6 protein-coding genes are annotated in these 8,096 nt (G+C 39.1%); all 6 read left to right on the plus strand.

Features of this window, described 5'->3' with window-relative positions; translation table 11 throughout:
* The first annotated feature begins 154 nt into the window (after positions 1 to 154).
* The 6 genes from glmM to hpsO all read left to right on the plus strand — a co-directional run bounded on the left by glmM (position 155) and on the right by hpsO (position 8,048).
* Positions 155 to 1,627 (plus strand): phosphoglucosamine mutase, encoded by a 1,473-nt coding sequence (gene glmM / locus V7K42_RS13985; RefSeq protein WP_334917073.1) that lies wholly within the window; start codon positions 155 to 157, stop codon positions 1,625 to 1,627.
* A gap of 444 nt (positions 1,628 to 2,071) precedes the next feature.
* Complete coding sequence (locus V7K42_RS13990) at positions 2,072 to 2,839, plus strand: glycosyltransferase family A protein (protein WP_334917075.1); 768 nt, start codon at positions 2,072 to 2,074, stop codon at positions 2,837 to 2,839.
* Between the two features lie 36 nt (positions 2,840 to 2,875).
* Complete coding sequence (gene hpsL, locus V7K42_RS13995) at positions 2,876 to 4,531, plus strand: hormogonium polysaccharide biosynthesis protein HpsL (protein ID WP_334917077.1); 1,656 nt, start codon at positions 2,876 to 2,878, stop codon at positions 4,529 to 4,531.
* Between the two features lie 11 nt (positions 4,532 to 4,542).
* Complete coding sequence (locus V7K42_RS14000) at positions 4,543 to 5,700, plus strand: glycosyltransferase family 4 protein (RefSeq protein WP_334917079.1); 1,158 nt, start codon at positions 4,543 to 4,545, stop codon at positions 5,698 to 5,700.
* A gap of 130 nt (positions 5,701 to 5,830) precedes the next feature.
* Positions 5,831 to 6,811 carry a hormogonium polysaccharide biosynthesis glycosyltransferase HpsN gene (gene hpsN, locus V7K42_RS14005; protein ID WP_334917081.1) on the plus strand — a complete coding sequence of 327 codons (981 nt, stop codon included), beginning with the start codon at positions 5,831 to 5,833 and terminating at the stop codon, positions 6,809 to 6,811.
* 61 nt (positions 6,812 to 6,872) lie between these two features.
* Positions 6,873 to 8,048 carry a hormogonium polysaccharide biosynthesis glycosyltransferase HpsO gene (hpsO, locus tag V7K42_RS14010; RefSeq protein WP_334917083.1) on the plus strand — a complete coding sequence of 392 codons (1,176 nt, stop codon included), beginning with the start codon at positions 6,873 to 6,875 and terminating at the stop codon, positions 8,046 to 8,048.
* The last annotated feature ends 48 nt before the right edge of the window (positions 8,049 to 8,096 follow it).

The following is an 8,096-nucleotide window of genomic DNA, read 5'->3' on the forward strand; positions in this document are numbered from 1 at the left end:
GAAATATTTACAATTTTAAAAGCATTAATTCAGTATAACTACGTAAAGATAGTTTGAATAGAATAAATTTCTAAAGAGAAAAAGCATGTCAAAATTGCTGAATCAAAGTCTTAAGTGCTATTTTTCAGTGTGATTGTGTGGAGTGTTTAAATATATGGTTTCATCTATAACTTGCACACCGGGCATTCCTGGGGGTTCTGCTTCCGAAGTTGAAGGATTGGGCAAAGGGATTGAGAGCAGTTTTGGGCTAAATTCAATCCCACTACCAGCAAATCCTTTATTTGGTACAGATGGGATTCGCGGACGAGTCGGAGAATTACTAAGTGCGCCTTTAGCATTACAAGTTGGTTTTTGGACGGGAATTGTTTTACGTAACCATGCTACTCAAATAGGGCCAGTCATTCTCGGACAGGACTCTAGAAACTCCAGCGATATGCTGGCAATGGCTTTGAGTGCAGGGTTAACAGCAGCAGGCTTAGAGGTTTGGTATTTGGGATTATGTCCTACTCCTTGCGTTGCCTATCTCACCAGCATCAGTGATGCCATCGGTGGAGTGATGATTTCTGCTAGTCACAATCCCCCAGAGGACAATGGAATTAAGGTTTTTGGTGGCGATGGTGGGAAGTTACCGCAAATATTGCAGGCAGAAATAGAAGCGGGGCTGCGTGGGAAAATATCATCGATCGCTAAAGTCAATAATTGCGGACGGCATTACTCACGTTTCGAGTTAGTGGGGCATTATGGCGAGGCGTTGAAAAAACCCTTGAACAGTGCCCTAAATCTTCATGGAATGAAGATTGTTTTAGACTTGGCGTGGGGTGCAGCAGTCGGGTTAGCACCATCAGTATTTACAGAAATGGGGGCAGAGGTAATCTGCTTGCATAACGAAGCAGATGGCGATCGCATTAATGTTAACTGCGGTTCCACCCACCTAGATATTCTTGCCGCCACAGTTCAAGAATTCAACGCCGACATCGGCTTTGCCTTCGATGGCGATGCTGATCGCGTCTTAGCAGTAGACAATACTGGTAGGCAAGTTAACGGTGATTACATTCTCTACCTGTGGGGACGGCATTTACAACAAAACCAACAACTGCCAGACAACCTGATTGTATCTACAGTCATGGCTAACTTAGGCTTTGAAAAAGCTTGGCAACAAATTGGTGGTAACTTAATTCGTACCGCAGTCGGCGATCAATATGTCCAAGCCGAAATGCAGCGAACTGGGGGAATGCTAGGCGGCGAACAATCAGGCCATATTCTTTGCCGTCACTATGCCGTAACTGGAGATGGTTTGTTAACAGCATTACACATAGCATCTTTGGTGAAAGAGGCGAGTGTTCCCTTTAGCGAATTAGTAGATCAAAGCTTCCAGACATATCCGCAACTATTGCGGAACGTGCGAGTTGTAGATCGCGATCGCCGTTTGGGATGGCAAGATTGCGAACCGGTGCAACAAGCGATCGCTCTTGCTGAAGCAGCAATGGGTAATTCCGGCAGAATCTTGGTTCGCGCCTCTGGTACAGAACCAGTAATTAGAGTCATGGTAGAAGCTGCCAATGCCGAACTTACCAACTACTGGACAAATGAATTAGTTTCAAAAGTCCAGCAATATCTAATGGACTAAATTAGCTATTATCTCAGCTTTTAACAAGCGTCAATTTTTCGTCACAGCTTCTACAAATTAGCCAGCCTTGGTTATCTGTAAAAGCTGTGACATTTGTATTTGTATTGTTATCTAGACTTTATCCAGTTTTTCACAACGCGATACTCCGGCAAAGACGTTGCAAAAATGCCGAAACCTATATAAGACAGTCGTTTTAATTTTTGAGTGGAAAAAACATCTGCCAAAAAGCCAGGGTTTTGCTGGATAAATAAAACCGAGTTATTAATTTTGGATAAAGTCGAGCTAAGTCGGAACATGTTATTATTTACTTCGAGATTCTTAACTATAAAACTCACATTTTGCTTTTGAAAAATACTCAGATTTTTCAAAAGTAACTGTTGCCTGTTAAGCCAAGTAACTCCAGAAATCAAAGCTGATTCCTATATTTATTTTAAGGATAATATCATGCTTGTTTTTGTTATCCCACTTAAAAGTGCAAAAGTTTCCAAATCCTGGGAACGTGTTACACAATTATTTGAAAGATGTATTAAATCAGTTTGCAATCAAACCTCACCTAACTTTCACGTTATTGTTGTTTGTCACGAAAAGCCAAAAATAGAATTCAAAAATTCTCATATCACATACGTTACAGTGGATTTTTCCCCTCCCAACGAGACTGATCCTGTAGCTAAAGGAGATACAGATAAAGGGCGTAAAATTATGAAAGGACTGATTTATGCTAAACAATTTTCTCCTACTCACACTATGGCAATTGATGCTGATGATTGTGTTAGCAAAAATTTAGCCAAATTTATTCAACAACATCCCGAATCTGATGGATGGGTTATCAATAAAGGTTATAAATATCAAGAAGGCAGTGAATATATATATATTAAAAGAAAAAACTTTTATAAAATGTGCGGTAGTTGTAACATTCTTCGCTATAATTTGAACTATTTACCCGAAAACGCTGAATATAATCGGGGCTACGGATATTATAGATATTATATAGATCACGGCAAAGTTAGGGATATTTTAAAGAACCAAGGAAAAGCTATTAAATCATTACCATTTGCAGGAGCAGTTTATATCCTGGATACAGGAGAAAACCTTTTTGATAATTCAAAAAGATTGAGATTTAGTATTTTTAATCGCAAATTATTAAATCAATCAGTTAAAGACGAATTTGGATTGTACAACTTACAGCAATCCCAAAAGATTTGTCAAGTATAATGTATTACCCCGATGCTGATAGGCTACAGCACTACTATGCCGAAAATAAAGTCAAAATCCAAGACATCTAAAAAGTCGAAAAAAAAGGGTTCCAAGGAAACTTCTACCCTTAGCCTTAAAGAACAGTTAGCCCAAAAACGCAAAGCAGCCCTAGCACGTAAAGAACTCATTAGTTTACTGACCACCGCCACTTCTTGCGGTGTCTTCGTTGGGATTGTACTTTTTTTCGTAGGTGGAATTAAAGCAGCACTTCCTGGTGTTTTAGGGATAATCATCATGTCCCTTTCTTACAAATACCCGCGCCAAGCGCTATATGCCTTCATCATTTATGTACCTGTTGGGGGTACTATCACTTACTACTTGGGCAGTAGTCCTATACTCCAATTAGCTAAAGATGCCTTTTATGTTCCAGCGCTAGTTGGACTTTGGCAAACTTGTCGAAAGCAGGGATTACCCCTAATTATTCCCCAAGGCATTAAAATCCCACTTTATATTGTCTTGGGTTGCAGCATACTAACACTAATATTTGTCAATGGTGGACAGCAGTTTAACCCGCCTAGCGTGGGATTATTGGAAAAAGCAGAGAAAGAAATACCTTTAGGTATGGGAATTCTGGGACTGAAAGTATTTTTAGGCTATGTCCCTTTGCTTGGTTGTGCTTACTATCTAATTCGGGATAAGCGGGATTTTCTCTTTTTATCGCGCCTCCAGATTGTCCTGATACTAGTTTGCTGTGTGCTGGGATTTATCCAATACCTGTTACTACTAACTGGTATATGTAAAGGCACTAGAGGTCTTGAAGGAAATGCCCTATTTGTCACATCACTAGAAGCCCGATGTTATTTTGGTGGAGCGCTCTTATATAGTCCCGAAGAAGGAGTGATTCGTCTACCAGGAACATTTGTAGCCCCTTGGCAATGGGCGTGGTTCCTAATTTCCAGCACCTTTTTTAGCTTTGCGACTGGCTTCGCTGACTCTTCCACATTATGGCGGGTGTTAGGTTTAGGTTCTTTGGTGGCAGTCTTTATCAATGCTGTAATTTCTGGACAAAGAATCGCCTTAGCCTTAGTACCCATCTGCTTCGGGATTTTGCTATTGCTGACTGGTCAAATTGGCAACCTTAAACGGTTTATTCCCATAGGAATAGGACTTGCCTTTATTTTAGGAATAGCAATGGTGACTAACCCTACTGTCGTCCAAGAGAGAACTGAGAGTTTTACTAGTCGTTGGGACGCTTCACCACCTCAAGATTTTATCGTCCAGCAATTTGAAGAGAATTGGAAAAACGTCGATGGGCCTTTGGGAAGTGGCTTAGGTCGAGCAACTAACTCTGCTCGCGCAATGGGTAAAACTAAACTCGTGGAAACCTACTATCCTAAAGTCCTTTTTGAAGTTGGAATTGTTGGAGTACTAGCTTTTCTAAGTTTGGTAACAACTTTAACAATTATTGGCTTTAAAACCTATCGTTCCATAAAGAACCGTAATTTCCGCAGTTACGGAGCGGCTTTGTGGGTGTTTATATTGTTTATTAGCTACAACACCTACTACTATCCTCTGGATGTCGATCCTGTTGCTGTCTATTATTGGTTTTTTGCGGGAGTTCTTTTTAAATTGCCAGAACTGGAGAAACAAGATAAAGAAGATGCTAATCCTCAGCACAAAAACCAGAAAAAACGTCTAAAAACAATTTAAATGAAAGAAAAATGGCAAAAGTTGTCATAGGAGGTCAAAAACACCTCAGCATTCCTAACCTACCTCGAAATTCTCAGCATACACTCATCCGCCCCAAGCCTTTCCCGGCAGGTAGATATCCTATAGAAAAAATTTGGTATCCTTTAGGCAGCTTTATGGCTTGGCAACCTGTATGGGAGAGATACCAAGCTATTCATTCTTTCAACAGAATTTTATATACAAATAAACCTTGGTTTCTCACCTTTGAGGATCATCGTGTTTTATTTAGAAATCCCCACAATCAAGGTGATGCGGCAATTTATGAAATCTTAAATAATCGATTAGCACTAGATAATTGTCAAAAAATTATCGCTATTTCTGATTATGCTAAGTTGAGATTAATTAAGCGGATAGTAGGTTGGAATATAGAAGAGAAAGTAAGTAAGAAATTGCAGGTTATTCATCCCAACTTCCCAGTCAGAGTTAGCAAATCAAAATTTTATCAGGAACAGCAAAATCTCCAGCTTATATTTATCGGAAACCATATTGCCCGTAAAGGTGGAATTGTTGCTTTAAGACTCGCTAAGAAAGCTGAAAAATTAGGTTTACCGATTACTGTACACATAGTTTCAGAACTAGGACATGGTTCAGGAGTTCCGACTGATTTTCCCGATCGCAGTAAATATGTAGAGGATTTAAAGTTACTGAAGTTAAATAACGTTATTTTTCACAAAAATATTCCTAATGAAAAAGTTCTTGAGTTATTATCGCAAAGTCATTTTCAATTAATGGCGACATTACATGATACTTATGGCTATAGTATCATTGAAGGCTTTTCTGTTGCAACTCCTGCAATTACGACAAATGTATGTGCTTTACCAGAGTTAGTTCGTCATGGCGAAAATGGTTATATTTTAGAGTTACCAATTAATGAAATTAGGCACTGGAGCAATTGGGTACATGGAGAGAAAACTAAAAGCGATGAATATTGGGAAATTGTCAATAGTACATACGATTATTTAGCAGAACAAGCATTGCAACAAATCATTCACTTTCTTGATAGAAGTGATAAACGAGAACATTATGAATTTTTAAGTGCAGGAGCATTAGCTCAAGCGCAAATTGTACATAACTCCGAAAAGCAAAATGAGTTATTTGATAATCTCTACGCGGCTGCGGCGGGAGGATAAAAAATTAAAAGCAGTTGTAACTAGTTTTTCGGTTATTGACTGAATATAAATTAAGGCAATAGTAGCTGATAAATTTTAATAAAAATTTATCAGGTTACTCTCAAAGTAGAAAAAGTACTTAATAAAAATCATGAATAATTATCCTTTAATTTCTGTAGTTATCCCGACTTATGGTCGAGAGGAAGCGCTACGGGATAGTATTGTAGATGTCCTGAAACAAGACTATCCAAATTTTGAAGTTTTAGTAGTAGACCAAACCCAAACCCACCAACCAGAGATTCAAGCTTACCTAGAAGAGATGGCAGGGGCAGGTAAAATCAAATGGTTGCGCTTAGATTGGGCAAGTTTACCAGGGGCGCGAAATTATGCTGTGCGGCGGGCTTCTGGTGAAATAATATTATTTATTGATGATGATGTTCAGCTAACCGCTGGATTGTTAGCAGCCCATGCAAAAAATTATGTGCAAAGTCCTGAAGTGGGGGCTGTCGCCGGACGGGTATTTGACAGAATGAAATTAGGTGATTCTGGAGGAGATTTACAGATTGAATATCTGCCTCCCGAAGCTATGGATCCAGGAATTGCTTGGTATCATATTGATTTAGTACATACAATAAAACCCCAGCAAGTGCTGACAGCGAGGGGTTGTAATATGTCATTTCGCCGCGAAATTTTTACTAAGTATGGGCTAAGGTTTGATGAAAGGTTTCGCGGTAGTGCAGTGCGGGAAGAGTCAGATTTTTGTTTGCGGGTGCGAAAGACGGGATATAAGATTTGGTACGACCCAGAAGCCCATTTGGTGCATTTAGGCGAAGAAACAGGGGGTTGTCATGATATTAGTATGCGATCGCTAAAATATCAACTGACCTTCTACCACAACCATTTCCTACTAGGGCTGAAAAACCTGACTGTGACTCAAGCTTTACGCTTATACGGTCGTTTATTTGACTGTCACGTTCTGGGACGACCACCTTGCCATAAAAGTGGTTCTCCCATCAAAATTGCCACTCGCGCTATATTCTACATTTTGGGTTTTTTCAAAGCCTTGGGTAGTGTCATCCAATCGTTATGGAACGATGGTCAAATTTACAGTCGATTGGATGAACAAGTTTAGTTAGAGTTAAGAGTTATAAATCAGGAGTTAGTGAATGACAAATGACAATTAATAAATATCAATGAAAATCTTAGTTGCTAGTCACACTTATATCGTAGACCTCAACTGTGAGAAATTACGCGCTTTGTCTCAACTAGAACCGGGAGTTGAAGTGACAGTTGTAGTCCCAAAGCGCTGGAAACCAGGCGGCGTACAAAACAGAATTATTGAAACTGAATACCGTGATGAAGGCACATTTAGAATAGTTCCCGTTTCTAATTTTAGTCAAAATCATCAGGGACTTCTTACTTTTGGCGCTGATTTGATATCTTTGCTAAAACAATTTCGTCCGCAAATCATCCAAGTAGAACAAGGGTCTAGGGGACTGGCTTATACTCAGATGATTGCCTTAAATCAGCTATTAGGACTCAATGCAAAAAATGTATTTTTTACCTGGTGGAATCTACCATATAATCTAAAACTACCAATTGCTTTATTAGAAAAATATAACCTCAACCACAGCCACGGCATTATTTCTGGCAATCAAGACGGGGCAGAAGTTTTGCGACAACGAGGATATAAAGGGGCAATTAAAGTTATGCCGCAATTGGGTGTAGATGAAAGTTTATTTACTCCCAAAGTCCAACCAGAGTTAGCAGCTAAGTTTGGTATTGATAAAGAAGATTTTGTAGTAGGTTTTGTTGGTAGATTTGTGCAAGAAAAGGGTTTGTTAACGCTTTTAGAAGCCTTAATTGCACTGAAAAATAAACCTTGGAAATTATTGCTGCTGGGACGGGGAGAATTACAAGCTGAATTAATCAAAGTTGCGGCAGAAAATAATATTCAAGAACGGCTAATCTTAATAGAAAGCGTCCCTCATGATGAGGTTGCAAACTATATCAATTTAATGAGTACGTTAGTACTGCCCTCAGAAACAACTTACAAATTTAAAACCTTAACTTCTGCTGGCTGGAAAGAACAATTTGGTCATGTAATAATTGAAGCGATGGCTTGCCAAGTACCTGTGATTGGTTCTAACTCTGGTGAAATTCCCTATGTAATTGGCGATGCTGGTTTAGTATTTCCTGAAGGTGATGCCCAAGCCCTTGCTAATTGCTTAGTTCAATTAATGGATAAACCAGATTTGGCTCACACTCTGGGTGAAATGGGTTATCAGAAAGCAATGGTTAAATATACAAATAAAGCTTTGGCTAAACAACAATTAGAGTTTTATCAAGATTTAGTCATTAGTCATTAATAAATAACAAATGACAAACAAATGAAGATATTACAAATTGTCCCCTCT

The organism is Nostoc sp., from assembly GCF_036917455.1.
Classification (GTDB): domain Bacteria; phylum Cyanobacteriota; class Cyanobacteriia; order Cyanobacteriales; family Nostocaceae; genus Nostoc.